25 protein-coding genes and 1 tRNA gene are annotated in these 24,016 nt (G+C 47.4%); 9 read left to right on the top strand and 17 right to left on the bottom strand.

Going from position 1 to position 24,016, the window contains the following annotated elements; genetic code table 11:
- Window positions 1-93 precede the first annotated feature (93 nt).
- From AB7D94_RS08090 to AB7D94_RS08055, 8 genes are all read left to right on the top strand, one after another.
- Window positions 94-783: a hypothetical protein gene (locus tag AB7D94_RS08090; protein ID WP_420265276.1), complete on the top strand. Its 690-nt coding sequence runs from the start codon at window positions 94-96 to the stop codon at window positions 781-783.
- A gap of 107 nt (window positions 784-890) precedes the next feature.
- Window positions 891-1,547: a hypothetical protein gene (locus AB7D94_RS08085; protein WP_420265275.1), complete on the top strand. Its 657-nt coding sequence runs from the start codon at window positions 891-893 to the stop codon at window positions 1,545-1,547.
- A 279-nt stretch (window positions 1,548-1,826) separates the two neighbouring features.
- Window positions 1,827-2,921 (top strand): hypothetical protein, encoded by a 1,095-nt coding sequence (locus tag AB7D94_RS08080; RefSeq protein WP_420265274.1) that lies wholly within the window; start codon window positions 1,827-1,829, stop codon window positions 2,919-2,921.
- Between the two features lie 131 nt (window positions 2,922-3,052).
- Entirely contained in the window at window positions 3,053-3,235 is a 183-nt protein-coding gene (locus AB7D94_RS08075; RefSeq protein WP_420265273.1) for a hypothetical protein, read from the top strand.
- Window positions 3,236-3,360: 125 nt separating this feature from the next.
- Window positions 3,361-3,864: a hypothetical protein gene (locus tag AB7D94_RS08070; protein WP_420265272.1), complete on the top strand. Its 504-nt coding sequence runs from the start codon at window positions 3,361-3,363 to the stop codon at window positions 3,862-3,864.
- A gap of 215 nt (window positions 3,865-4,079) precedes the next feature.
- A complete protein-coding gene (locus AB7D94_RS08065) occupies window positions 4,080-4,433 on the top strand; it encodes a hypothetical protein (protein ID WP_420265271.1) in 354 nt (117 codons plus the stop codon).
- A gap of 419 nt (window positions 4,434-4,852) precedes the next feature.
- Complete coding sequence (locus AB7D94_RS08060; protein ID WP_420265270.1) at window positions 4,853-5,719, top strand: DUF4912 domain-containing protein; 867 nt, start codon at window positions 4,853-4,855, stop codon at window positions 5,717-5,719.
- A gap of 3 nt (window positions 5,720-5,722) precedes the next feature.
- Entirely contained in the window at window positions 5,723-7,327 is a 1,605-nt protein-coding gene (locus AB7D94_RS08055) for a glycoside hydrolase family 57 protein (protein WP_420265269.1), read from the top strand.
- A gap of 26 nt (window positions 7,328-7,353) precedes the next feature.
- Here the strand turns inward: AB7D94_RS08055 and mfd are convergent, their stop codons facing one another.
- From mfd to AB7D94_RS07995, 12 genes are all read right to left on the bottom strand, one after another.
- Window positions 7,354-10,434, bottom strand: coding sequence for a transcription-repair coupling factor (gene mfd, locus AB7D94_RS08050; protein WP_420265268.1), 3,081 nt, complete (start codon window positions 10,432-10,434; stop codon window positions 7,354-7,356).
- Window positions 10,435-10,523: 89 nt separating this feature from the next.
- The gene (rfaE2, locus tag AB7D94_RS08045) at window positions 10,524-11,006 is read right to left on the bottom strand and encodes a D-glycero-beta-D-manno-heptose 1-phosphate adenylyltransferase (RefSeq protein WP_420265267.1); all 483 of its coding nucleotides are present in this window, start codon (window positions 11,004-11,006) and stop codon (window positions 10,524-10,526) included.
- A 1-nt stretch (window position 11,007) separates the two neighbouring features.
- Complete coding sequence (locus AB7D94_RS08040; protein ID WP_420265266.1) at window positions 11,008-11,442, bottom strand: YidH family protein; 435 nt, start codon at window positions 11,440-11,442, stop codon at window positions 11,008-11,010.
- A 16-nt stretch (window positions 11,443-11,458) separates the two neighbouring features.
- Window positions 11,459-11,842, bottom strand: a complete 384-nt coding sequence (locus tag AB7D94_RS08035; protein WP_420265265.1) for a YidH family protein — start codon at window positions 11,840-11,842, stop codon at window positions 11,459-11,461.
- A 22-nt stretch (window positions 11,843-11,864) separates the two neighbouring features.
- The gene (locus tag AB7D94_RS08030) at window positions 11,865-12,281 is read right to left on the bottom strand and encodes a hypothetical protein (protein ID WP_420265264.1); all 417 of its coding nucleotides are present in this window, start codon (window positions 12,279-12,281) and stop codon (window positions 11,865-11,867) included.
- 84 nt (window positions 12,282-12,365) lie between these two features.
- Window positions 12,366-13,217 carry an HDOD domain-containing protein gene (locus AB7D94_RS08025; RefSeq protein WP_420265263.1) on the bottom strand — a complete coding sequence of 284 codons (852 nt, stop codon included), beginning with the start codon at window positions 13,215-13,217 and terminating at the stop codon, window positions 12,366-12,368.
- Between the two features lie 261 nt (window positions 13,218-13,478).
- Window positions 13,479-14,732: a tyrosine--tRNA ligase gene (tyrS, locus tag AB7D94_RS08020; protein ID WP_420265262.1), complete on the bottom strand. Its 1,254-nt coding sequence runs from the start codon at window positions 14,730-14,732 to the stop codon at window positions 13,479-13,481.
- Entirely contained in the window at window positions 14,686-15,648 is a 963-nt protein-coding gene (locus tag AB7D94_RS08015; RefSeq protein WP_420265260.1) for a lysylphosphatidylglycerol synthase transmembrane domain-containing protein, read from the bottom strand. The genes tyrS and AB7D94_RS08015 overlap by 47 nt, the downstream gene beginning before the upstream one ends.
- A 520-nt stretch (window positions 15,649-16,168) precedes the next feature.
- Window positions 16,169-17,167 (bottom strand): pyruvate kinase, encoded by a 999-nt coding sequence (locus tag AB7D94_RS08010; protein WP_420265259.1) that lies wholly within the window; start codon window positions 17,165-17,167, stop codon window positions 16,169-16,171.
- Entirely contained in the window at window positions 17,167-18,936 is a 1,770-nt protein-coding gene (locus tag AB7D94_RS08005; RefSeq protein ID WP_420265257.1) for a putative bifunctional diguanylate cyclase/phosphodiesterase, read from the bottom strand. The genes AB7D94_RS08010 and AB7D94_RS08005 overlap by 1 nt, the downstream gene beginning before the upstream one ends.
- Before the next feature lie 206 nt (window positions 18,937-19,142).
- Window positions 19,143-19,694, bottom strand: a complete 552-nt coding sequence (locus AB7D94_RS08000; protein ID WP_420265256.1) for a flagellar protein FlaG — start codon at window positions 19,692-19,694, stop codon at window positions 19,143-19,145.
- 101 nt (window positions 19,695-19,795) lie between these two features.
- Complete coding sequence (locus tag AB7D94_RS07995) at window positions 19,796-20,137, bottom strand: hypothetical protein (protein ID WP_420265254.1); 342 nt, start codon at window positions 20,135-20,137, stop codon at window positions 19,796-19,798.
- Between the two features lie 475 nt (window positions 20,138-20,612).
- Here AB7D94_RS07995 and rsmA point away from each other — a divergent pair, with 475 nt between their 5' ends.
- Window positions 20,613-21,374, top strand: coding sequence for a 16S rRNA (adenine(1518)-N(6)/adenine(1519)-N(6))-dimethyltransferase RsmA (gene rsmA, locus AB7D94_RS07990; RefSeq protein WP_420265253.1), 762 nt, complete (start codon window positions 20,613-20,615; stop codon window positions 21,372-21,374).
- Between the two features lie 56 nt (window positions 21,375-21,430).
- Here the strand turns inward: rsmA and AB7D94_RS07985 are convergent.
- The 5 genes from AB7D94_RS07985 to AB7D94_RS07965 all read right to left on the bottom strand — a co-directional run bounded on the left by AB7D94_RS07985 (window position 21,431) and on the right by AB7D94_RS07965 (window position 23,892).
- Window positions 21,431-21,519 (bottom strand) — tRNA-Ser (locus AB7D94_RS07985).
- A gap of 66 nt (window positions 21,520-21,585) precedes the next feature.
- A complete protein-coding gene (gene nifU, locus AB7D94_RS07980; protein ID WP_420265252.1) occupies window positions 21,586-21,960 on the bottom strand; it encodes a Fe-S cluster assembly scaffold protein NifU in 375 nt (124 codons plus the stop codon).
- Window positions 21,961-23,163 (bottom strand): cysteine desulfurase family protein, encoded by a 1,203-nt coding sequence (locus AB7D94_RS07975; RefSeq protein ID WP_420265251.1) that lies wholly within the window; start codon window positions 23,161-23,163, stop codon window positions 21,961-21,963.
- Window positions 23,153-23,419, bottom strand: a complete 267-nt coding sequence (locus tag AB7D94_RS07970; protein WP_420265250.1) for a sulfurtransferase TusA family protein — start codon at window positions 23,417-23,419, stop codon at window positions 23,153-23,155. Before AB7D94_RS07970 ends, AB7D94_RS07975 begins: the two co-directional genes overlap by 11 nt.
- Window positions 23,410-23,892: an RrF2 family transcriptional regulator gene (locus AB7D94_RS07965; protein WP_420265249.1), complete on the bottom strand. Its 483-nt coding sequence runs from the start codon at window positions 23,890-23,892 to the stop codon at window positions 23,410-23,412. The genes AB7D94_RS07970 and AB7D94_RS07965 overlap by 10 nt, the downstream gene beginning before the upstream one ends.
- Between the last annotated feature and the right edge of the window lie 124 nt (window positions 23,893-24,016).

Here is a 24,016-nt window from a genome sequence, read left to right as displayed (position 1 = left end):
TTTCCTAATGGCCGCCATTAGACTTTTCCTCCTAATGGACAATCTGGGATAAATAATGTTGCCATAGCAAGCGGGCCGCAGCTTGAGAGAAATGTGGACAGGATAATCCCCGGCGAGTCCAAGGAGATGTGGCCGTGGAAGGTGTGGGACGTCACAGACGCGCAGATGTCAGGGGCGCAGGCGCTGAGGTTTTACAGCCCGCCGATGGTGGTGGATAAACTAATGGCCGTCTATGAGTTTTTCCTGAAGCGCGCCGAGGAGCAGACGGGCATCCCGACATACACGGGAGGCGGGATGAAAGACGTTGCGGCAAACGGCACGGCAAGCGGGTTTTCGATGCTGATAAGCCAGGCGGCGCGCGGCATCAAAAACGTCGTAAAAAACATAGACTCAAAGGTAATAGCCACATCTGTTCAGAGGCAGTATTATTTCAATCTGGACTATGATAAGGGGATTGACGATGTACCGGATGTCAGGATAATAGCAAAGGGGACATCGTCCCTGATAGCAAAGGAGCAACAGGCAATCAGGAGAAGTGATTTCCTGCGAGCGACGAACAATCCGGTTGACATGGAGATAATCGGCACAGACGGCCGCAGGCAACTGTTAAGGGAAGCAGCGAGGGCGCTTGAACTTGATGTGAACAAGGTGATACCGGAGCCAACCGCGGCGCAAGCTCAGCCTGAATCGGCAAATGCGGCTGCGAATGTTGAAGCGCAGTCTGAACAGAAGGTAAACCCCGCCGGAGACGCCACATCAGGCGGTGATTTTAAGGTGTTCTAAATGAGTGAACATGGGGGATTCCCGTGCAAGCGGGAATCCCCAAACCCTGTTATATCAAAACTGCCCGCATTAGCGGCACCAGGACAAACAGCCACACAGGAGGGAGTATGGCGGAACATTTTTGGATTCAAGGAGAAGATGGAAAGTTTGAAGGAAGTCTGCCCGGTGTTCCCAAACAAGGAGGCGACGACAATGTAGCTAAGAACAGGAAGCTTAGCCCTTTTCTTCAAAAGTTAAGAAAAAGGATGGCGAATAAGCGCAAGAACTCGGCAGATGCAGATAGCGACAAGAACGCTTCGGCCTTGATCAATGACCGGCAACCTGTATCATCGGCTAATTCTGTTGCAGGCCAAATTAACAGTGAAATCGACCTGCTCAAACGAGCGTGGAAGGAGGCGAATACACAAAAAGATAAGATGGACGATGTGATTAATAGTATGGGAGGTACCCCTTATGAGAAAGATGCCGGTACAGTAGATAAATATTATCACTGCGTAGCTCACTGCAAAACCGTCAAACTTGGTTTAACCGGACAGGTTGCGTCACAGGTTGGGGGCCTAGGAAAAGAATTGTACGATATCCCCAGAAAAGTGTTCGGACGCAAATATCACCACCTGCCGTCAGCCGAGGTAGATGACAGTATAGGCGATATGAAAGCAAACGAAGAAGGAAGAAAGCTTGGAATAAGTAATCCTTCTACGCCCTGTGAAGAACTTTGTAAGGATCTGTGGCCAAAGGGTATTCCAGAAAAATACAAGAGGTGATGTAGGTGTCTACCATGCACCACTTCACCTGAGCAGGTAAGAGAGTGGCCGATATTGCTTGCAATGAAACGTTACGGTTATTAATCAGAGTCATTGCAAGCAATGAATGGTTTGGTCGTGAATTCAATTAGTATTGCTTTTATTCAGTTATTGGATTATAATACATAACTAAGAAATATAGCAATGTTCATAAGTGCCTTTATTGTAGATATAGTTATCAAGTAATTGATGCAATCTACGGGCTGTTTATTATAGACTAACAGAATGGTAATTAATACTATGTACAGAGTAGTAGGATTATTAAAACCGATAGTCTTGTGCCTTATTGTTGTGACAACACTTGTGTCTTGCAATGAGATAATGCAGTTTGTTTTTGGTAATTTTGAAGAAAATTTCTATAATGGAACCGGCCACGGCAGTAAGGTAATACTTGATAATGGTTCTGAACACAGATATAGGGTAACGCTAGATAATTTTACAAAGGATGCATTTGACATTAGAGAACGCTTCGATGTTCCCAAGACATCTTTTTATTACTGGCTAAGTTTTAACTATTTGACAGTTTCGACAAGTTGTAGAGAGGTCAACAACAACATGGTTGTATTTCCAAACTCAATATCATCTCCAAAATGGTGGCCAAACGATTTAATAGGATTATTTTCTTCAACAAATAAGTCAAGATATAAGTTTTATCGTTGCCTCGCTTCAGACATCGGCTCAGAATATTCATATTTTGAATATTTAGCTATTGATAATGCAACTAAAAAGGGATTTTATTGGAAAACGATATCTGAGTTTATCGGTGGTAGTGAAATGAGAAACTACTATTACGACTGGGAAAACTACGAAGTAAATCAGAAAACTAATGATCATTATGATAAATGGGAGGAAACTGACTATAATGGGCCAGGCCGCAGTAATAAGGTGATACTTGAAGCTAATACAGTGATACTTGATAATGGATCTGAATACACATCTACGGTAACACTTGATAATTATACAAAGGATGCCTTTGACATCAGACAACGGTCAGAAGCCGATGCACGATATGGTTATGCATATTGCTGGGTCAGCTTTCACTATATAACATCTCCGACCAACTGTAAGGAAGTTGATAATAGCATAGTTGTATTTCCAGCCTCGACATCTCCAAACTGGTGGCCCGATGATTTGAAAAAGTCATTTTTCCCAACAAAACGCTCAAGGTATAAGTTTTATCGCTGTCGTGCTGCCCTCGTTCGTGCTGCTTCAGTTTTTGAATTTTTCGCCATTGACAATACAACAAAAACTGGATATTACTGGCGAACACAATTGTCCTGTACCGACGAGAAAACTATAAGAAAATACTATTATGCCTGGGAAGATTATAAATAATTAGTGTCAGTCCATCATTATTAATGACAGCATCTAATATTTTATAAACAATAAATACTTCCTTAGTTAATTTCGTACCTTGAGAGAAACGTGGACAGGATAATACCCGGTGAGTCTAAAGAGATGTGGTCGTGGAAGGTAGGAGACGTTACGGACGCGCAGATGTCAGGGGCGTAGGCGCTGAGGTTTTACAGCCCTCCAAGGTGCAAGCCAAAAATTCGCCAAATGCGGCAGCCAATGTCGAAGCACAGCCACAACAGAAGATAAACCCTGCCGGAGACGCCACATCAGGCGGTGATTTTAAATTGTTCTAAAATTCAGGGGCAACGGCAGATAGCGAGGCAGAGGCTTTACTTCGTTATCTGCCGTATTTTTAAATACATAAACAAACATTGCATAAGCAATGATAACTGTTTTAGAATAGAAGGAGGAATTGAGCATGGAAGATTTAGATAAATATATTACTGCTGACAGACTTCTTGTATTACTTGGTGAAATTGACCGGGAAATTCAACGTTCGCCTATTGATCCAGTTAGACTTACTGAATTACTTGATGAACTCGGTAGAGAAATTCTACATTTAGAACTTTTTCCAGGCAGAGTACTTGAAGTGCTTACCGAAGTGTATAACTCGGTTTTAAGGTTACTTGCGGAGTTGTCGTTGCAGTGTTTGCCCGTTGATGCGGCTCGCGAAAAGGCCTTACATTGTCTGCAAACCTGCATAGAGGAGAACAGATTCCAATGGTCTGAGCTGGTGACCGTACATGATTTACTTAATCCCCTTGCAAACAGGGCAGTTGGATTGGTCCCTGCAAAACTTGGAGCGCCTGCTCATCCAACATCATGGCAGCATTATTTGCAGTTGTATGGAATCAAAAAGATATTCCCTGAGCTTGACGATTTCTTGCACCCTATAGCCAAATACGGGGGAAGGGCTGCTTAATTACCAACGTTAGCTGAAGGTGGTTTTGATATTTTAATTGAAACTGGTTGCTTAGAGTGTTGTTTGCATGACGATGATCCTAAATCCTGCGATCTGTTTCCACATTGGGTAAGGATAGAGTAGTTAACCGTTAGCAATTTAGGAGGATTTACCTGACAGTTAAGGCCGTAATTGAGATTGCATCCGTTGTCATTATAGTGCTTGCTGGTATCTTAATGATGTCATTTGGCAGCTTTGCACGGGTGAATCGCTTTCTGAGCAGGGAAGAGTTAAGCACTGATGAGTTTTATCAACTGTACTATGAATCGTCGGGGCTGCCAAAAGACCAGGTCATTGAAGTGCTAAACTTCTTAGCTATTGAGTTACATATCCCAGCCGCTCTGCTTCGTCCGACAGATAGATTTACTGAGGAATTGGAGCCTAAAGGTTTGTTTTTTGAGAACGCATTTGATGGCCTGATAATGGAGCTGGATATTCGCGTAAGAGAACAAGGCTTGACTCAAATACCCGACATAAAAAACATAGACGAATATATTCGATGTACAATTGAGCATCGCGCGAAGGAGTGACGCCAGATGGGGGAGCGCTCCTGATGACTGAACTTTGACGCTGCCGTGTCGGTGCAAGAAATATAATTTACATAATCGGTGGCATTGTGGTAGCATAGCCAGTAGTTGTCGGGCACTGCAAGTCTCAGGTATGTTTGCGGGCGTGTTACATGTTAAGTCTGCGTGGTGTTGCATATTAACAGGACGATAATCCTCTCAGGAGGTTGATAGTGTACATTGTTGTGATAGCCCCGGTCTTTCAGGGAAATTATGCTGGCCGACATGAAGGCGGCTTACTCGTGGGGTTCTGCGGCGGATGAGTATCTGATACTCTATAACAGGATTTCCGGGAAGTGGTAGCCAAATAAGGAAAATGTATTTTTTATTTAAGGACATCTCCATTGAACGCAGATGTGGGGACAATATGGTAAGGAGACGCTATGGAAAACACCCTCGTTAAGACCAGGGCAGAGGAAGGCAGGGAGACAGATAACCCTCGTGAGGACGGACATAGCATAGCCTTCTTACTTTCAGACGCGTCGAAATATCCGATAGCCGGGGACTACGAAATCCCCGCAAAATATAATACCGATACGATTGTAATCCTGCCTGTGAACGAAAAAAAGGTATATGTCTACTGGGAATTGACCGAGAAACTGCTCATGGATAAGGCGCATAACCCCCCGGAGTCTTCTTTTACCGTAAAGATTTATGAATTAACACTTGGCGGGGATGAACACTATAATGAAAAAGAGGTGTATCGCACCTCGATAACAGGGCTGTTAGGACAGATATATGCCGAATGTACTGATAAATTCAAACCGATGGCAGCGGCGATAGGCATTGAAAAGGACGGGGTGTTTAACGTACTTTTGAAATCTGATAAGATCAATGTCCCATCGTACAGTGTGCTTGGCCTGAAGGAGGAGTTCTGGGGCAGGGGTTACGGCAGTGGTGTGGACGACGCCATTGAAACCACTAAAAACGTGTGGCTGCCGCATATCTCGCCGCACATTTCAATGAACAACATAGAGATGCTCCTACGGCTGATGGGTAAGAAAGAGTACCAGTTTGACAATGAGCGAGAGTACCAGTCTGACGATGAGCGGGCAATGCTTGGGCTGATAAAGGCCCTTTTCGGGCCATCAGGCTCACATCTGTTGAGCTTGTTTCTTGATTTTCTCAGATTATTGGGGCTTAACGCCGACATGGATTCAATTATAAAACACCTTAATGAATTAAAAGGGATGGCAGGTTCAAGCGGCATGTCCGGCTCAAGTGAAATACCCGCCCGTCAAAGGAGCTGACCGATGGTAAAGGGATACTGGTTGCCGGTACTGCATTGTCACCTGCCGTTTGTAAAACATCCTGAGTATGATTATTTTCTGGAAGAGCACTGGCTCTTTGAGGCTGTTTTCGAGACATATCTGCCGCTCCTTATGAGGTTAAAAAAACTTGAGGGCAACGGTGTGGATTTCAGATTGACGATGTCCGTGTCACCGCCCCTTGTGGAAATGCTTGCCGATGAGTATCTTACGGGTCTGTTTATAAGGTATATGGACAGGCTTATTGAGCTTTCCCAAAAAGAGATGAGCCGCTTAAAAAATGACAGCGGCATGTTGAAGGTTGCGACATTTTACTATCAGAGGTTTATAGAGATAAGGACATTCTTTACCGATGAGCTTGGCGGCAGTGTGCTAAACGGCTTCAGGCGCTTCTCTGATACTGGCCAGTTGGAGATAATCACCTGCGGGGCAACGCATGGCTTTCTCCCGCTGCTAAGGACAAATCCACGTTCTGTGGAGGCGCAAATTGCCCTTGCAACACAGTGCCACTATGAGCATTTTAGTAAGGCCCCCACCGGAATATGGCTGCCAGAGTGTGCCTACTATGAGGGATTGGACGAAATCCTGAAGAAATATGGAATCAGGTATTTCTTTCTGGAATCTCATGGAATTAACAACGGTGTGCCCAAGCCGAGGTTCTCTGTTTATTCGCCAGTATACACGTTAAACAGCCTTGCGGTGTTTGCAAGGGACCCCGAGACATCGAGGCAGGTGTGGAGTTCTATGTCGGGCTACCCGGGCGACCCGGATTACCGTGATTTCTACAGGGACATCGGCTATGACCTGGATATGGATTATATCAAACCATACGTCTCTCCCGATGGAAACAGGGTTTTTACGGGGATTAAGTACTATAAGATTACAGGGAAGACTGAATATAAGTTGCCATATGACCCCACCTCGGCCTTTTATAAGACAAAGATTCATGCCGGGCATTTTTGTAGTTCAAGATACAGTCAGGCGGAGACGTTGGCCCCCCGCATGGACAGGCCCCCCCTTATGGTCTCCCCATACGACGCCGAGCTTTTTGGCCACTGGTGGTTTGAAGGGCCGGACTTCCTGTACCATGTACTTTTGAAGTTACAGGAAGATAAAATCATTAAACCAGTAACCCCGATGGAATACCTTTGCTGCCATCCCGACAATCAAACCGTGTCCCCAAGCCCTTCGTCATGGGGTGAGGATGGCTACTACGACGTATGGCTTAACGACAACAACAGTTGGATATACAGACACCTGCATTTCATGGCAGACGCGATGGAAAAGATTGCGGACGAGTACTATGACATGCCGGACGACGCCTCAGAGCCAAATCAACTCAACAAGAGGGTCATAAACCAGATGGCACGGGAGCTGCTGCTGGCGCAAAGCAGTGACTGGGCATTTTTGATAACCCAGTCAACCGCAACCGAGTATTCCATTAAGAGGACAAAGGAACATATCTCGAATTTCAACGCGCTTCTGGGCAGCCTTAGGTCTGGGATGGTAGATGTAGATTTTCTGAAGTGGCTGGAATACAAAAACTCGATATTTAAGAACCTCGACTTCAGGATATACAGCACGCGATAAGCGGTGTTACCCCGCACAGGGATATTTTACTCCACTGCTATTGTCTTAAAAAGCCCGATTAAGAGCTGCGGGATTTCGTCGGTGGCGATGTCTCTAACCATGACTTCAAAGCCAAGCGGCAGGAAGCGCAGCTTGTGTTCATATTTTTTGTGATTCACCGCCATGTGCCCAAGCACATCTGCTCCCCTTTCGAAAAACTGAACCTGTATCTTGCCGGGGAGGCGCTTTACGGAGGCCACCTTGATTTTCTTACAGAGTATCTTAATGCGCATCAGATTAAAAAGCGTCGCGGTCTGGGCGTGGAGTTTGCCAAACCTATCTATGATTTCGTCCTCAAGGTCAAAAATGTCAGACTCCTCCTTAGCAAGGGCAATGCGCCGGTAGAAGTTCAATCGAACAGAGGCGTCCTCAACATACCCTTCCGGGATATGCGCCTCCATTTTTAGCTCGATTGACGGCTCAGTCTCTTTATCTGTGGGTTCAATGGGCATACCCTTGAGCCTCGAAATCTCCTCCTCAAGCATCTCCATGTATGTGTCAAATCCGAGGGCATGAATATGCCCTGACTGCTCGGCACCAAGCATGTTTCCGGCACCGCGTATCTCCATGTCCTTCAGGGCAAGCCTAAGCCCCGCGCCTAAGTAGCTCAGCTCTTGTATGGCGTTCAGCCTTTTTTTGGCGTCTGCAGAGATTAAGTCCTCCCCGGGGATAAAAAAATACGCGTATGCCTTGACATTACTCCTGCCTACTCGCCCGCGAAGCTGATATAAATCCGCAAGCCCCATCATGTCCGCCCTGTTTACGATTATCGTGTTGGCCGTGGGGATGTCTATCCCTGAGCCGATTATGGCGGTTGATACGAGGACGTCTATTTTTCTTTTAATAAAGTTCAGCATAATCTCCTCAAGTTCGGAGTTCTTCATCTGGCCATGCGCCGCGGCAACCCTTTTTTCTTTGACTAAGCCCTTGACCATAGCCGCCACTTTGTCTATATCGTGTATCCTGTTATGGACAAAAAACACCTGCCCTCCCCTTTGCAGCTCTCTCTGGAGCGCCTCCTGAAGGATTTGCTTGTCAAAGACAGAGATGTTTGTGCGAACTGACTGCCTCAGCTCAGGGGCCGTTTCTATCACGCTCATCTTCCAGATACCGGAGAGGGACATCTGCAGGGTTCTTGGAATTGGGGTGGCGCTTAGGGTAAGGCAGTGTACCCCCGTTTTCAGTTCCTTTATCCGCTCCTTTTGGGCAACTCCAAACCTGTGCTCCTCGTCTATTATCAAAAGGCCAAGGGCCGGTATGTCTAACCCCTTTCTCAACAGCGACTGAGTTCCAATGATTATGTCTATCTCACCCTTTGCCAGCCTCGTTAGTGTCTCATCCGCCTTCGATTTAGCTTTAAACCGGCTGATGTAGTCAACTTTTATCGGGAAAGGGGAAAACCTCTCTTTGAAATTCAAATAGTGTTGTTCACACAGGATTGTCGTTGGCACTAATACCGCCACCTGTCTGCCGTCAAATACGGCCTTAAAGGCCGCGCGCATGGCCACCTCAGTCTTGCCATATCCAACGTCCCCACAGAGGAGCCTGTCCATGGGTTTGTCTGATTCCATGTCCTTTTTTATCTCCATCGCCGCGGTAATTTGGTCAGGGGTTGGCTCATAGGGAAAGAAATCGTCGAATTCGGCGTGAAGCGGACCGTCGGGGCTGAGTGAAAAACCTTTGGAAACCTCGCGCCCCGCGTAATGGGCGATAAGCGTTTCCGCCAGAATCTCTATCCTTTTTTTGGCCCTGCTCTTGGCGCGCTGCCATGTCTTTCCACCCAATTTATCTAGATGCGGGAGGATTCCTTCCTCTGCCCAGTACTTCTTAATCAGGTTAATGCTGTTAACAGGCACATAGAGGCGCGCGTCATCGGCGTACCGGATTATCAGCATGTCATAGACAAAGTCGTCCGCCTTCTCCTGGCGCAGCCCCTCGAAGACGCCAATACCGTGGTCGAAATGGACTATGTAGTCGCCGGGCTTTAGTTCCTCCAGTATCTTGAATATATTTGAAATGCCGGGGCGCGTCTTGTGGCGCTGTACCTCGCCGAAGATTTCAGTCTCGGTAAGGACAACAAGCCCGTCTATAAACAATCCCTCATTGAGTGTGCCGACGGTGATAAATATTGTCCCTTCATAATGTGCCGCGTCTTCTTTATTTATCACGGGGACAGCCATGTCCGACTCAAGAAATATCTCCTTAAGCCTCTGCCCCTGCGCCTTAGTGGCCGATACTATCATAACGCGGCTGCCCTTAGATAACGCGTTCACAGCCGGTGGGAATTCGGCAATCGAGGCACGCTCCTCCAACAATACGCCCAACCCGTTTAATGGCAGCGCACAGGCATCCACACCCGTGGGGTCAAATGTGGTATCAGAGAGGATAGTCAGCGCAGGGGCGTTGCTGACGCCCTCCAGAAACGCCTTCCCCTCTGCCGCCGCGCCGTAAAGTATAAATACGCGTGACGCGTCAAATAATTCTATCAGACTGCTGTGCCCGCCACCTGAATTTCCGGTTGAATCAGATATGAATGTCAGGGGGAATACGGTATAACTATCAAGTGTTTTTGTAGTGCGCTGCGTCTCCACAGAAAACTCCCTTATGGAGTCTATCTCGTCTCCAAAGAACTCTATCCTGACGGGATTATCCCTTGACACGGGGTAAAAATCAAGGATATAGTTTCTCAAACTGCACTCACCCCTGTCTATAACCAGGGCAGCGTGTTTATACCCGAAGGACTGGAGTTTTCTGATTGCAGAATCCCTTGACAGCTCATCACCCCGTTGTATTATAAACGAGCTGATTTCAGTCCCTTTGGTGATATTTAATGGGGTTGTAAACGTCTTAACAGAGGCCATTACCGAGGCGCCTCTGCCGATTGTGGCAAGGGTCTCTACAAGCGCCCCGGTGGAGGAGGTATCGTCGGGCGTGGGAAGTCGTCTAAGTGGTTTAGCGCCGGTTATGGCCGCGAAGAATTCATATCCCTCAGATATTGCGTTAAAATCGTCGTCGGAGTTCGTTATAAGAAGAAAGCTCTCCCCAAGCTGTGTTAAAAAAAGAGGCAAAAGGCTGCCCTTCAGATTGTATATCCTCTCAGGTATGGGATGGCTCAGGCATGGACTGAGACGCTCTATAATTGTGTCAATGATATTTTTCAGTTATACCTTTCCAGTATCTTATTAATTATCCCTGTTGTTGACATTCCAGCGACGTATGGCAGGCTGTACACCTCCGGCACAATTGCCGACCCTACGATGTCTTCTTTCTTCCAGTCGCCACCCTTTACAAGGACATCCGGACTTAACGCCGCAATTGTCTCAAACGGCGTGTCCTCATCAAATATTAAGACAAAATCCACCGCGGCAAGGGCAGACAAAACGACCACCCTCTCTGCCTGAGGAACAATCGGCCTGCGGGGTTTCAGCCTTCTGACTGAATCGTCAGAGTTCACGGCAACTATGAGTATATCACCAAGGCCCCTTGCCTGTTGCAGGTACCTGACATGACCAGCATGAATCAGGTCAAAGCACCCGTTGGTAAAGACTATCTTTTTCCCCTCAGCACGTTTTTCCCCGACAATTTTAATCAGTTCATTCAGGGGGCAAATCTTATCGTTCGTACTATAGCCTACCAGCATGTCATATCCTTGATTCTATCAAATGCGCGGTAAATAATACGGCAATAACTATTATGGCAATCGTCATCAGGAGATCTAAGACGATGGAGTGATGATACAACTCATGTCTTATCTGTCTGGTCGTGTTCATGTATTTCATAAACGAGATAAGGGTAATCACCTCCCCAATGATAATCAGCAGTATGCCGATCTTTGAGGAGAACAGCGATATGTCGGGTCTCGGGGGGAGATGTGCCGCGCCTTCTGGCCTCACCTGTTTTTCGCCGATGGAAGAAAGCAGTTCTGTGATTTTCAGCATAAACAACCCGAACTTTTCAACTACAAAGCCAAAGGCCATGACGGCTATGCTCGTGCGAACCCACGCGAGAAATGTCCTCTCGTTGGCCATATGTACCTGCGCACGGCTATATTCGTTCGTCTTGTATTTTAAAAACATTAAACCCTAAACACACCTATCTAAGATTCATTGTAAACAAAATTCCGGTTAAGACAACCAGAAACGTTATCGCTGTACACGACATATAGGGAATGGTGTAAATCTTATCGTCCATGCGTTTCAATCTCATCAGATATTGTATAAAACCAAGCAGCCCCACCACCGAACCTATTACCATTATAGCAATTCCTTCATGTTCCAAAGAGCTGCCGCGATGGGCGTAGTCGGCTATTTTGGTAAGGTCAACCCTCGATAAACTCTCCATAAAGGCACCAAACTTCTCCGCACCAAGGCCAAATGCCAGAAGCGACACGCTTGTCCTTATCCATGCGAGGAAATTACGGTCAAGCGCCCCGTACTCCCTGCTGGAATGAACCCGCTCTCTCAATATCCTAAGCATTGAAAATTGGCGGCCATCGTTGTTAAGGATAAATAAAGGGGCTGTCGCGCAGTATCGCGTCCAGCTTTAAGGGTGTGCCCTTAAAGAGAAACATGGCCGAACCCTTTTCTGTCACAGTCTGCCCGGCCTGTCTCCACGTGCCGTCCCACGAGGATGACACGACAACGCCGTCGTCCCGGAGTTCAACCCAGCGTGGGGTAAACTGCAGCTCCACAGAATCGAAGCTTTTCATGCCGGCGGCTATCGTCTTAAACCCTTCGGCCGTTATCATTGACCTCAGCCCTTCCGCGTCTTTTTTGACGTAATATTCCCTGATCTTTTGAAGCTGCTCAACCGAGGTCGAAGCCCTTGTGGATTCCCTGGGCTGAACCTTGACCTCCTTCGTGCCGCAGGAGGTAATAACAAATAAAACCATAATCATCAAGACCGCTTTTTTCATAAACAACCGCCTCCTTAAATCTCTTCCTGACCGTGCTATTACTGAAATATCCATGTATTTGTCAATAGCGGCCTTTCGAGTCATCTATTTGCTTCGTACCTGTAAAAAAACCTTTGCCTCTTCAACCTTCTCCGGCAGACACGACAATATCTCCGCCTCGTCCACCTTATGAAGATTAAGCCTGCCCCAGTCCTGGTCGTCCGTTTCCTTTGCAACCATCGCCCCGATGTCATCGCCATACCCATTTGTCTTACAGTAAAGATTTGAAATATACACTGAGGCCGGCAAAAAAGATGTCTCACCCTTGACAGTCCTTTCGTGATGCAAACGAATTGACGCAACAAGGTCCGGGGGCAACGCCCATTTCTCGGCTATAAGCCCGCCAACCTCTGCGTGGTCCATTGTGAATAACAGCCTCTCTTTATGATTCAAACTGTCAGAACTCCCTACTTTTTTCACCATAGATAAGTAATCACGCGGGAAATGCTTAATAAAAAAAATCTTCCCTATGTCATGAATAAGCCCCGCGATAAAAAACTCTTCCCGCTTCACCGGGTCTTTGATAATTCTTTGCGCAATCAACTTGGAGGAAATCGCACAGGCCAGGCTGTGCTGCCAAAACTTATCCACATTAAACAACGCACCCTTTGACGGATTAAACGAAGACAGAACCTCGGCGCTTAATGCAAGATTTTTTATCGTATTCATTCCCAGCAGGATAATAGCCCTGTTTATGGAAGTAACCTCCTGAGGCATCCCGAAATAAGAGGAATTTATAAGATTCAGCACCTTTACCGTAAGGGCAGGGTCAAGCTTAATCGCCTGCACAAGGTCAACCGCTGAGGATGTGTCGCTGCTGGTCAGTTGCACAATCTTCGCTATCGTCGGAGAAAGCGCCGGCACCTTCTCAATATATGATAATATTACCTTTTTCACGTTATGCTATAATAACATACGGCAATAACAAATTTGTATATATCATTTAATGTGGCGGCAAAAGGAACAGTGAATTCACTCTTAGTCCGTAGTCTGTCATTCCGGCTTGTCCGGAATCTTATTTGGCTTGAGGACGTAGTGGAGAGGCAGATTCCAGACAAGCCGGAATGACGACAAGATGAGGAGGATGGAGAAAAGACAAACAGGGTGGAGTCAATTTTCTGTCGTGGAGTGAGAACATTCAAAAAAAAATACGCCGCGCTATAACGGTTTAATCCTCATAAATTTCCTCTTTCCAACCTTTAGTACGTACTCCCCCGCAGGGAGTTTTTCGTCCTGTCCGTCTGCTTTGCGGCCATCAATTTTAACGCCTCCCTGATTTATCAAACGAATCGCCTGCCCGGTGCTTTCACAAAGGCCGGTGTCTTTCAGGATTTTGGGCAGCCAGACAGTGGGTTCTGCCCATTCGTATGAGTATGTGGCGATGTCGTCAGGGATTTCTTTAGATGTAAATATTAAATTGAACCCTTCTTTTGCCTTTTGCGCTGAAAACGCCCCATGGCATCTTTCGGTAATCTCAAAGGCGAGGTCTTCTTTTGCCTTTTTGGGATGAACCGTGCCGTTTGCAAGTCCCTCACGCAGCGCGGCTAACTCATCAATGTCCTTGTGGCTTAACAGCGTATAATATTTCATCATCAGCTCATCGCTTATAGACATTAATTTGCCGTATATCTCTGTTGCCGGTTCGTTGATGCCAACGTAGTTGCCGAGGCTCTTGGACATCTTGTTTACGCCGTCGAGGCCCTCAAGAAGCGGCATCATTATGACAACCTGCTCGGCTTTGCCGTACTTTCTCTGAAGTGTCCTGCCCATCAGGAGATTAAATCTCTGGTCTGTGCCGCCGAGTTCGATGTCGGCCTTCAGCGCTACGGAGTCATAGCCCTGAAACAGCGGGTAGTAGAATTCTAAAAGCGATATGTCGTTATGCGCCTCAAAGCGTTTCTTGAAATCATCGCGCTCAAGCATCCTGGCAACCGTCAGAAGTGTCCCCAGGCTGGCGACCTCTTGCGCGGACATCTTAGAAAACCACTCGCTGTTAAACACGATTTTGGTGCGCGCCGGGTCAAGTATCTTGAATATCTGTTCTTTATATGTGGCCGCGTTTGCGTCAACCTCCTCTTTGGACAGTGGCTTACGCTGCTCGTTTTTGCCGGTTGGGTCGCCTATCATGCCGGTGTAGTCGCCAATCAGGAATATTACCTCATGGCCAAGTTCCTGAAAATGGCGCATCTTTTCAATCAACACGGTATGCCCAAGGTGTATGTCGGGGGCGGTTGGGTCAAAACCCGCCTTTATCCTAAGCGGACGGTTCTTCTTATGAGAGCGCGCCAACTTATCAAGCAGTTCCTCCTCGCTTATTATCTCCGAGACCCCACGCCTGATAACCTCTAACTGTTTTTTTGGATCGTCAAACACTTTCAATAACCCTGTCGTCATCGCCGGTCTTCTCACCATCGGCCTTACCGCCGACCTCTGTTTTATTATACAGATAGAAGATAAAACCCGGCAGGCTTGCCAATAGTGTAGTTAAATACCACCCGAAAGAAATCGCGATGGCCATCTCCTCGGCAATTCCCGCCCTTTTAAGGAGCAGTACAAATGCCCCTTCGCGCAGGCCAAACCCTGAAATCGAGATAGGAATCGCGGCAATCAGCACTATTATTGGCACGAATATTAAAAGGTCTAAAACGCCAATCTTCACACCTAAACCAACTGCCACCAAATACACGCAGCCAATGGCGATGAGCTGCGCCGCGCTTGTCAGCATAAACGATAAAGCGATGGCCTTAGTATCCCTCATATATAAATGAAAGTATTCATAAAACTTCGCCACAGAAGAAAATCTTCCGCCTAAGCGAAACCCGAACACTATAAAACTCCCCACGACAAAAGCCAAAGTTACCGCCGGAGTAAAAAACTCAACACCCGTGCCGGCAAGCCTGTTCAGGCCAAACATCATGGCCGCCAGTCCAATGAAAATAATATTTGCAAGCCCTATATACCTGTCCATAAACACTGACCCCGCGGCAATCAAACCACTCCCTGTCTTCTTATAGACATAATATACCTTGACGGCGTCGCCTCCGGTTGTCCCCGGCATTATGTTATTAAAAAAAAGCCCTATCATGTTGAGTGAAAATAGTTTACTCAGGGGAATATCGTCAGAGATAAACAACTGCCACCGCCTGGAAATAAAACCAACCGTAACGACATTCAACAGGCAACCCAAAGAGAAATACAACATATCCATGTTTCTCAGCAATGAAAAAACCCTGTTCAGATCAACCTTAGAAAGCAGCACATATAGAATCGCCCCACTGACAAGAACCTTCAGGCCTGAGACTAAACCCTTTTTTATTCGTTTGTTCAATGTCTCCTCACGCACTTATACCAAACTGCAAACATCGCAGTAAGATTCTTTCTATTAACAATCGAATCATCCTGAGCCTGTCGAAGGATGCTCCTATTACTCCTTTGCGGCAACTTAGTATTAGGTTATATAAATAAGCGAACCGCTGTCAAGCAACCCAAGGCAAACGCATTAGAAACATACAATAGAAAATTCCTTTCCTTGATTCCAGCTTTCACTGAAATGAATAAATCTTAGCAGTATGGCCTTGCGATTTTCATGGGCGGGGGCGAATATTACCTATTCATGTATGTTTCGCTGGAATGACAACCTGATTCCGTCTTCCCATGTCTGTCATTCCAGCGAAAACTGGAATCCAGAATGTTGTAAATACTGACAGTCACATCATTTTGCAATTGGCTCATATAAGTAAGAAGATTTCTATATCAATCGAATCATCCTGAGCCTGTCGAAGGATGCTCCTTTTACTCATTTGACCGCAACCTGGTATAAACGCAATTTTGCAAAAAATGAGATAAAATCATACTGAGCGCAGGTTATGCTCCCGTATCAAGGCTTGCAGATGTCTTACCGCGTTTGCCGGGTCTACCCCTATTGCCGTTTCGTCGGATAGGATAAAACCATCTACTCCCTGCTCAAGGGCGGCTATCACGTCCGTAAGCTCTGCCCTGTAGGGTTTGTATCTGTTTACGAGCGACAACATCACCTCGCCCGCCAGCAGTACGGGTTTGCCGGCTTGTCTTGCCGTTTTCACGATGTGTCTTTGTATGTAGGGGATTTTGGGCAGGTCAACCTCTACGCCCAAATCTCCACGCGCTATGCAAATCTCGTCCGACACCGCACATATCTCCTCAAGATTTTTCACCGCCTCGGCAAGCTCCACCTTTGCAACAACAGCGTCTTTCATATTGTACCGGCGCAGGGTTTCTTTGAGTATCGTAATGTCCGAAGCCCTCTCCACATAGGATAGATAGACGAAGTCAATTGATAATTTCGACAGGCACTCAATATCTCCATAGTCCTTTGCACTAAGCGGGGGAAGTTCAATAGGGCAGCCCGGCGTGTTTACCCCGCAGCCTGAGGTCAGCTCCGCGTCAGTCTCAACACGGCAGGCAATCTCACCGTATTTGATTTCCATTACCGTAAGCGTAATCGCCCCATCGTCAAGTAATACTACCGCCCCTGCGTTTAGTTTAGAGCACATGTGCGGGTAACTCACATAGGCGTAGTCTTCAGCGCCCGCTTTGGCGTCTTCTGATGGGTACAGCCTGAATGTCTGTCCAGCCCTGAGCGTAACCTTATCGCCCGGGACGGTGCCGATTCTAAGTTTCCTCCCCCTTATGTCCGCGCCTATTTTTACGTGAGGGGCAATTTGCCTTATGCGGGATATTGTGCTGTGGAGTGTCCCTTCGTTTACATAGGACATGTTGAGCCTTATGGCGGAAACCCCTGAGTTGAGCAGTTCAATGAGCCGTGGCTCTGTAAGACACGCCGGTCCCAATGTTACATGAATTTCCATTACTTGCCCGATTTGAGCTTCTTGCTTGCGAGGTAGACCTTTATATCCTCAGAAGACAATGGTTTCGAAAACAGGTATCCCTGAGCCTCATCACAATCAAGGGCGCGCAGAAACTCCAGTTGGCCATCTGTTTCCACTCCCTCGGCTATAACCTTCAATTTCAGGCTGTGGGACATCGCTATAATCGCAGTGGCTATTGCCGCGTCGTCGGTGTCGGTTGTTATATCACTGACAAATGACCGGTCTATCTTAAGGCAGTCAATAGGAAAACGCTTTAAATAACTCAGCGAAGAGTAGCCCATTCCAAAATCGTCTATGGCTATGTGTATGCCCATATTTTTTATCTCCCGCAGTATCTTGATAGCCTTCTCCGCGTCGTCCATGACTACAGTTTCAGTCAGCTCAAGCTCAAGAGACTCAGGCGACAGGCCTGTTTCCTTTAATATATTCTCTATTAACAGGACAAGATTTTGCGACTTAAACTGCCTTGCAGACAGATTCACAGACATAAGAATCCCCTTATGGCCGATGTCCTGCCAATGTTTAGCCTGAGCACAGGCAGTTCTGAGTACCCACTCACCTATGACGATTATAAGGCCGGTCTCCTCTGCTAAGGGAACAAACTCCACCGGAGAGATCATGCCGAACTGTGGATTTAACCACCTTATCAGGGCCTCTACCCCGGATACCGACCATGAGTTAAGGTCTATTTTAGGTTGATAGTGGAGAACGAATTCGTTTCTCTCAAGGGCCTTGCGCAAATTATTCTCAAGCTTCAGACGCCTCAACGCGCGGGTGTTCATCTCCGGGTTATAAAACTGATAGGTGTTGCCGCCCTTGTTCTTTGCCTGATACATGGCAACGTCCGAGTTCTTAAGCAGTGCGTCTATATCGTCTCCGTCGTCAGGATAGATGCTTATACCAATGCTCATGCTGATAAAACACTCATGTACGTCAAGATAAAACGGGGTTGAAAAGGCGTCAAGTATTTTCTCGGCAACCAGTGAGGCCTCCTGCACCTTTTCTAACAGAGGCAGGATTATCACAAATTCGTCAGCGCCCGCGTGGGCTACGGTGTCCGATTCCCTCACGCATTTAGGCAGTCTGGAGGCAGCCATCTTTAAAAGCATGTCTCCCATGTCGTGGCCCAATGAATTGTTGATAAACTTAAATCCGTCAAGGTCTAAAAACAACAAGGCAAACATCTGGTTATACCTTCTGGAGTGTCCCAGCACATGGCTCAAACGATCATAGAAGAGCGTCCTGTTTGGCAGGTCTGTAAGGGAATCGAAGTATGACAGATACTGAAGGCGTTGTTCCGTGAGTTTCCTCTCCGTGATGTCAATCCCTGTGGCAATCACATATGTTACCTCAGATTTTTCGTCAACTAAGGCAGTGTTTGACCACGCAATCAAATGCTCTGAACCGTCTTTGCTATTCCAGAAGTTCTCATAGGCGGCTGGATAATTCCCTTTCAAAATCTTTTCAAAATTTACCCTCGCGGACTCCGCGTCTTCTTCCCTTGTGAGGACATTCCAGAGACATTTACCCTTTATTTCTGCAAAATCATAGCCGGAAATCTCCTCGCAGGTACGATTAAAATAAATCACGCGCCCATCCTTGTCAAGTATCAGCACAAGGGCACCTACAATGTCAAGGATTGCTGTAAGCAGGTCATTATGGTCGGTAGCACGAGAAATACTGCTGTGGATTTCTCCAACGGCACTTGATAATCTGAAGAGTTTATCTGCCTCAGCTTCCATGTCCATATTGTAACAGAAAACCCTTAGTGAAGTCGCTATAATTGTTCTGACATGTCAAGCCAAAGTAAAAATGCCCCATTGTTCTGACACATAATTGTTCCGGGGGAGGCCGAACCCGCATTCATTTGTGCTCATTTGTGAGCCATCTGTCTATGATACGCAACACACCTCCACCCAAGCCTTCCACGCCGACATAGGGGGGAGCGCTCCCCCTATGTCAGTGAATGGTAAAGATTATTCGGTCCGATATTCAGTTCCGACGCGCTCTTTAACAAATCCTCAGGCGGTATCGACCTAACCACATTCCCATTTGAATCCACAATTTTTACTACCACACTCTGCGTATTATCCTTTGCGTTTTTCTCCACGGAATAATAAGCAGAATTGCTGAAAAGACTACTCACGGGAGGGGCTGGCGGATTAATCTGGTTATTGTCCTTAGCGCTCTTTTCAGATGGGGTCCCTGCCTGGGTTCCCTGCTGAGCATTGTTGCCCTGGGCTAAGTTTGCCAGATTGTTGGCGGTATCCCCTCCAGTTGCCGCAACATTCTGCTGAGAGTTGTTCAGCATGTTCTTTCCCTCGCTCGTGATAGTAACCCTTACGGAGTCATTATTGCTTGAGCTGACTGGAGCCTTAGCAGTTGTTTCGGCGTTTTGCTGGGACTGCTGTTGGGAAGCAGGTTGAGCATAGGTCTGCTGCTTAGTCTGCGTGTTGGCAGCGCTGACATTCGTCTGAGCACTTACACCTATCCCTGCGATTTCCATTTTACATTCTCCTTATACGTCTCTGGTTTTACTACACACCTTAACAAGTACCCCCGCTGACGCTGCCTTGTCAAGGCCTTATCACGCAATATCAGATACGGCTACACTACCGACTTAAAAAACGCCTGCTCAACTCCCTTAGGGTTTTGCTGGTTCACGTTCGGCGTATTCTGCGGCTGTCCTACGTTCTGCGCCGCACCAGTTGCCCCTGCTGCACCAGTATTTTCAGTCTGCTTTGCGGCCGCGTTTGCCGCCTCTTTTGCAGTTGTGGAAATGTTAACAATCGCAGCCGGCTGTTGCGTGTTTTCTGTACCGGCGGCACCGACCGTACCCCCGTTGTTCTGACCGCCACCCGGTTGCTGCGGCTGCTGCGTCTTAGCGGGTTTATAGGCTGCCGCGTTTGTATCTGGGGCCTGATGTGTAACAACATTTTGGATTGCCATAATAACTTACCTCCTCCTTGCCATCTTAAAAGTGTTCACTTCTCTTATCGGCAATATACTAAGAAACTTTAGGCCCTTTTTAAAAATATTTTTTGAGCCCAACCCTGTAAGTATTATATACCCGTCGCTATGGTTATTTCAAGGGAACGAATGCACATTGGGGACACGGTATTTTTGTTCTAACGAATGAAACAAGTTATCATGGGAAGTTTTAATGATTTCCAGACTATTCTTTTCTTTGGCTGTCATTCCGGCTTGTCCAGAATCTGTCCTTATATCTCAGAACAGGAAAAATCATCATGAAACAACCATTTAAGGGACGATTCCTGACAAGCCGGAATGACAGAAAGGGGCAAGGATGGCAACAAACTAAGCAACTATCGCTTACTTATGAAGGAAAACAAATTTACCGTGACATTGGGGAGGTGTAGGTGTTAATAAGCGCGGACAATCTATTATAATACAGGACAAGCCGGTGAAAAAGAGAAAATTAGGACAGCACTTCCTCTACGATGGCGCAATTCTCGGGGATATCGTCGCGGCGGCGGACGTATCCCCTGACGATGTGGTAGTGGAAATTGGCCCTGGCACGGGTTCTCTTACAGAAAAACTCATAGACAGGGCAAAAAAAGTCATAGCCATAGAGCTGGACGTAAGCCTCTATGAGAGACTTAAGGGGCGTTTCAGAGGTGTCTCAAATCTTGAGCTTGTCCACGCTGACGCACTGAGATATGATTATGGGGCAGTTGGCACGTTTAAAGTGGTCGCCAATATACCGTATTATATAACCACGCCGCTGATATTCAGGCTGTTCGCGGAAAGAGAGACACTTACAGGCATGACCCTCATGGTTCAGAAGGAACTGGCGGAGCGTATTGCCTCGCCACCGGGGAGGAAATCCTACGGGGTGCTTTCGATAATGTCGCAGCTTGTAAGCGTCCCTGAGATTAAGTTTATCGTTTCAAGGGAATTGTTCAGGCCGCCGCCGGAGGTGGATTCCGCGGTCATAGGGTTTAAAATGTTAAGGGAGGAAAGGGTACGGGTTGCCGATGAGAAGTTATTTATTGCGATTGTCAGGACAGCGTTTTCGATGCGCAGAAAGACGCTCTCCAACAATTTGAAGGGTTTTAACGCCGGAGTAGGCGATATATTGAACGCCATAGGCATTAACCCGGCAAGAAGGCCGGAGACGCTCAGCATAGATGAGTTTGCCCGCATAGCCAACGCACTGGCGTGAAGTCTGGTAACGCGCTGGAGTGAAGTCTGTGGCGATTATGGCACCTTATAGTGAAACGGAGAGGCAGGGATTCGAACCCTGGGTGGAGTATTACCCCCACAACCGCTTAGCAGGCGGCTGCCTTCGACCGCTCGGCCACCTCTCCATTTTCGCCGTAGTGCCTTTGTGCACTGCCAGCGAATCTACACTATAGCACTTTCGCCGTGAAAAATCAACCCTGCGCTTGTCTTGACCTGTAGTCCTCTATGGCTTTCCTAAGCGCGTCCGCGCCGAGGTTTGAGCAGTGCATCTTCTGCGGCGGCAGCCCGTCTAACGCCTCTGCCACAGATTCTTTCGTTATTGAAAGGGCCTCCGCCAGTGTCTTGCCCTTCGCCATTTCCGTTATCATGCTCGATACAGCTATGGCCGCCCCGCAACCGAAGGTTTGAAACTTCACATCTGTTATCACGTCGTCCTTTACCTTTATAGACAGCTTCATCGTGTCGCCACATGTTGGATTGCCTTCCATACCTACGCCGTCGGCATCCACTATTTCCCCTACGTTTCTTGGATTTGTAAAATGATCCATTAGTTTCGCGCTATACATTTATGCACCCTCCTTACTGGCGTCCTCTGCCTTGATAGCTCCCCAGCCCTCTTTGGCAAACGGCGACATGTCTCTTAATCGTTTTACTATCAGTGGAAATTCCTCTACACAGCATTCTACGTCCTCTTTCGTGTTCCCTATCCCAAGGCTGAATACTATCGAGCCGTGGGCCATTGACGTCGGCACTCCCATTGACAGCAATACCGGCGATGCCTTAAGCGCCTTTGATGTACACGCGGAACCACTCGCGGCATATATCCCCTTGGCAAGGAGCAGAAGCAGCATCCCCTCTCCCTCTATGTACTCAACCACAAAACTCGCAAGGCCGGGAAGCCTCTGCGTCGGATGTCCGGTGGCGTGTACTTTTTCTATCTTTAGTATCCCCTCTGTAAGCCTGTCACTTAACTGCCGCACATGGGCCATACGTCCGGTGAGGTTTAATGCCGCCAGCTCCGCCGCTTTTCCCATGCCAACAATCGCCGGTACGTTTTCTGTCCCCGCGCGCCGTCCACCCTCCTGAATACCCCCGTATATAAGCGGCAGGATTCGCTGCCCCGTTTTCAGATACATTGCCGCCGCTCCCTTAGGGCCATAAAACTGGTGCGCTGACAGGCTCAACGCATCTACCCCCAAGTCCTTTACATCCACGGGTATGTTGCCCACCGCTGCCACCGCGTCCGTGTGAAAACCTATCTTGTGCTCCCCCGCAATGGCGGCTATCTCCCTTATCGGCTCAATTGTGCCAACCTCTGAGCTGGCGAGAGTTATAGAAATAACCGTCGTCTCTTTCGTTATTGACTTTTTTACCGTCTCAGGGTCAACCATTCCATACTTATCTACCGGCACATAGGTGACAACAAAACCCTGTTTTTCGAGCGAACGGGCAGTGTTCATCACTGAATGGTGCTCAGCCTTTGATATAATCAGGTGTTTGCCATCGCCTTGTCTGGCAAGGGCCATCCCTTTGAGCGCGAAGTTATTGCTCTCCGCCCCCGAAGAGGTGAATATTATCTCCGACGGCCTTGCGTTTATCAGGCCGGCAACCTGTTCCCTCGCCGTGTCTATCGCCTGTTTCGCGTTCATTCCAAGGTCGTACATGCTCATCGGATTGCCAAACTGCTCCTTAAAATACGGCATCATCGCCTCCAGCACCTCTGGCAGCAACGGGTTTGACGCTATGTGGTCAAAGTATTTAATGTTCATTTGTGCCCCCTTTTCTGATATATATTTTATAGTAATCATCCTCTTCGTCTATCCCCAGAAAGTCATTCCCGGTCTTGTCACACCATGCCGGTATGTCCTCAAGCGCGCCGTCATAATCGGTGAGCAGCTCAAGCACCTGACCCTTGTGGAGTTCTTTCATGTGCTCTTCCAGCTTCAACAAGTGCATCGGGCACATCATATAGACTATGTCGCTTGTGACGTCCGCCTTTACATTTTCGACGAATTTCAGCGGCACACCGCCTCCCGCTCCTCAACCCCGTGCTGCAAAATCGGGCTGAAATGCCTCCCATCAAGGAGGTCCCTGAGGGTTATCGTATTCAAAAAATCCTCAATCTGTCGTCCCAACGCCTTCCACAGGTGCTGTATTACGCAGTGGTCAGCCTTTACGCATCCCCCTGCTCTATTATCCTCTTTGGCCTCTTGAGTCACACACGCGGTAATCGCTATCGGACCTTCAAGTATCAACAGAATCTCCTCTATGGAAATCTCCTCCGGCGCCGCCTTGAGCATATAGCCGCCCCCAGGCCCTTTTACGCTCCTTATCAGGCCGGCCTTTCTGAGCTTTCCCAGTATCTGCTCCAGAAAGGCCACCGATACGTCCTGTTTCTCAGATATCACCCTTATCGTAACCGGCATCGCCGGATACCCGCGGGCTATCTCATACATCGCCCTCACCCCGTACTGACATCTGGTAGATAGTCTTAACATACTTTTATTTTATAATAGTATACTAATTTTGTCAAGTATTATTTGTTGCAATCAACTATTATTTATCCTTAACCCTATAACCGACATAGAGAAGCGAAAAGAGTTAAAAGCCCCCGTGCTTTAA

Origin of the sequence: Candidatus Magnetominusculus dajiuhuensis (assembly GCF_046044395.1) — a bacterium.
Lineage (GTDB): Bacteria > Nitrospirota > Thermodesulfovibrionia > Thermodesulfovibrionales > Magnetobacteriaceae > Magnetominusculus > Magnetominusculus dajiuhuensis.
Note: the sequence above shows the minus strand (reverse complement) of the source record. Positions and strands in the feature narration are given on the sequence as shown.

What these genes read in the sequence shown, in the direction of transcription:
- AB7D94_RS08085 (WP_420265275.1), top strand. Translation starts at nt 891, where the DNA reads ATGGCGGAACATTTTTGGATTCAAGGAGAAGATGGAAAGTTTGAAGGA.
- AB7D94_RS08080 (WP_420265274.1), top strand. Translation starts at nt 1,827, where the DNA reads ATGTACAGAGTAGTAGGATTATTAAAACCGATAGTCTTGTGCCTTATT.
- AB7D94_RS08070 (WP_420265272.1), top strand. Translation starts at nt 3,361, where the DNA reads ATGGAAGATTTAGATAAATATATTACTGCTGACAGACTTCTTGTATTA.
- AB7D94_RS08065 (WP_420265271.1), top strand. Translation starts at nt 4,080, where the DNA reads ATGATGTCATTTGGCAGCTTTGCACGGGTGAATCGCTTTCTGAGCAGG.
- AB7D94_RS08060 (WP_420265270.1), top strand. Translation starts at nt 4,853, where the DNA reads ATGGAAAACACCCTCGTTAAGACCAGGGCAGAGGAAGGCAGGGAGACA.
- AB7D94_RS08055 (WP_420265269.1), top strand. Translation starts at nt 5,723, where the DNA reads ATGGTAAAGGGATACTGGTTGCCGGTACTGCATTGTCACCTGCCGTTT.
- rfaE2 (WP_420265267.1), bottom strand. Translation starts at nt 11,006, where the DNA reads ATGCTGGTAGGCTATAGTACGAACGATAAGATTTGCCCCCTGAATGAA.
- AB7D94_RS08040 (WP_420265266.1), bottom strand. Translation starts at nt 11,442, where the DNA reads ATGTTTTTAAAATACAAGACGAACGAATATAGCCGTGCGCAGGTACAT.
- AB7D94_RS08035 (WP_420265265.1), bottom strand. Translation starts at nt 11,842, where the DNA reads ATGCTTAGGATATTGAGAGAGCGGGTTCATTCCAGCAGGGAGTACGGG.
- AB7D94_RS08030 (WP_420265264.1), bottom strand. Translation starts at nt 12,281, where the DNA reads ATGAAAAAAGCGGTCTTGATGATTATGGTTTTATTTGTTATTACCTCC.
- tyrS (WP_420265262.1), bottom strand. Translation starts at nt 14,732, where the DNA reads ATGGTGAGAAGACCGGCGATGACGACAGGGTTATTGAAAGTGTTTGAC.
- AB7D94_RS08010 (WP_420265259.1), bottom strand. Translation starts at nt 17,167, where the DNA reads ATGGAAATTCATGTAACATTGGGACCGGCGTGTCTTACAGAGCCACGG.
- AB7D94_RS08005 (WP_420265257.1), bottom strand. Translation starts at nt 18,936, where the DNA reads ATGGACATGGAAGCTGAGGCAGATAAACTCTTCAGATTATCAAGTGCC.
- AB7D94_RS08000 (WP_420265256.1), bottom strand. Translation starts at nt 19,694, where the DNA reads ATGGAAATCGCAGGGATAGGTGTAAGTGCTCAGACGAATGTCAGCGCT.
- AB7D94_RS07995 (WP_420265254.1), bottom strand. Translation starts at nt 20,137, where the DNA reads ATGGCAATCCAAAATGTTGTTACACATCAGGCCCCAGATACAAACGCG.
- nifU (WP_420265252.1), bottom strand. Translation starts at nt 21,960, where the DNA reads ATGTATAGCGCGAAACTAATGGATCATTTTACAAATCCAAGAAACGTA.
- AB7D94_RS07975 (WP_420265251.1), bottom strand. Translation starts at nt 23,163, where the DNA reads ATGAACATTAAATACTTTGACCACATAGCGTCAAACCCGTTGCTGCCA.
- AB7D94_RS07965 (WP_420265249.1), bottom strand. Translation starts at nt 23,892, where the DNA reads ATGTTAAGACTATCTACCAGATGTCAGTACGGGGTGAGGGCGATGTAT.